Origin of the sequence: Streptomyces sp. NPDC005899, from assembly GCF_040629645.1 — a bacterium.
Classification (GTDB): Bacteria; Actinomycetota; Actinomycetes; order Streptomycetales; family Streptomycetaceae; genus Streptomyces.
Genome location: NZ_JBEXWB010000682.1, coordinates 1 through 1,374, shown reverse-complemented (window position 1 = coordinate 1,374; position 1,374 = coordinate 1). Strand labels below are relative to the sequence as shown.

General features: G+C 74.0%; 2 protein-coding genes. Both read right to left on the bottom strand.

Features of this window, described 5'->3' with window-relative positions:
- Positions 1 to 18: 18 nt before the first annotated feature.
- Positions 19 to 828, bottom strand: coding sequence for an indole-3-glycerol phosphate synthase TrpC (trpC, locus tag ABZ371_RS32630; protein ID WP_358686558.1), 810 nt, complete (start codon positions 826 to 828; stop codon positions 19 to 21).
- 115 nt (positions 829 to 943) lie between these two features.
- Positions 944 to 1,357, bottom strand: a complete 414-nt coding sequence (locus ABZ371_RS32625) for a DUF2752 domain-containing protein (protein WP_358686559.1) — start codon at positions 1,355 to 1,357, stop codon at positions 944 to 946.
- Between the last annotated feature and the right edge of the window lie 17 nt (positions 1,358 to 1,374).

Below are 1,374 nucleotides of genomic sequence, written 5' to 3'. Positions count from 1 at the left end.
GCGGTCATGGGTAGGGTCTCAGCCCCGTCCGTGCCGGAGCGCGGGGTGGGTGCCGGCGGCCACCAGGTCGGCGACGGCGCCCCGGGGGTCGCGGCCGGTGACCAGGGACTCGCCGACGAGCACGGCGTCCGCGCCGGCGTTGGCGTAGGCGATCAGGTCGTGCGGACCGCGGACACCCGACTCGGCCACCTTGACGATGTGGCCGGGGATCTCGGGCGCGACACGTTCGAACGTGGTCCGGTCGACCTTGAGGTCCTTGAGGTTGCGCGCGTTCACGCCGATGATCTTCGCCCCGGCGTCCACGGCACGCTCCGCCTCCTCCTCGTCGTGCGCCTCGACGAGCGGCGTCAGACCGATCGACTCGGCGCGCTCGATGAGGGAGACCAGGGCCTCCTGGTCGAGGGCGGCGACGATCAGCAGGGCGAGGTCGGCGCCGTACGCCCGCGCCTCCCACAGCTGGTACGAGGTGACGATGAAGTCCTTGCGCAGGACCGGGATGTCGACCTTGGCACGGACGGCCTCCAGGTCCGCGAGCGAGCCGCCGAAGCGGCGCTCCTCGGTGAGGACGGAGATGACGGACGCGCCACCGGCCTCGTAGTCCGCGGCCAGCGCGGCCGGGTCGGCGATGGCGGCAAGGGCCCCCTTGGAGGGGCTGGAACGCTTGACCTCGCAGATGACGGTCACACCCTCGCCGCGCAGGGCGGCGACTCCGTCCTTCGCCTCGGGAGCGCGGGCGGCGCGCTCCTTGAGCTCGTCGAGGCTGACGCGCGCCTGCCGCTCTGCGAGGTCGGCGCGTACGCCGTCGATGATCTCGTCGAGCACACTCACGCGAGCGGCCCCCTTCCGGAAGGATGATGAGGGAACAGGATCAGCCACACCGATGGTATCCGCAGGAGGGCCGCGGCCCCGCATCCGGTGACCGCACGTCCCACTGGCTGGGCGGTCACGGGGCCAGCGCCGAGCCGAACGGCAGGTTCCGGACGACGGAGAAGACGACCAGGACCGCCCCGACTGCCCACCAGTGGACGGGCGCGAGGCCGACGCGCATCGGCTGCCCCCGGGCGGCACGGACCATCCAGAGCACCCAGACCGCCGCGAAGACGGCGTAGCCGGCGACGGCCAGGGCGTTGGAGCCGAGGGCCGCGACGATGTCGCCGTGGGCGACGTCGTGGGCGCTGCGCAGTCCGCCGCAGCCGGGGCAGAGCACCCCCGTGAGGCGGAGCAGGGGACAGACCGGGTAGTGGCCGGGTTCGTGGGGGTCGACCGTGGCCACGTAGCCGAAGGCGGCCACGACGGCGGCCATGACCCCGGCGGGGACGACCAGGCGCCGGAGCCGGGAGGCGGGCGCCGGGGGCACGGGCCCGTGGCCGGCGG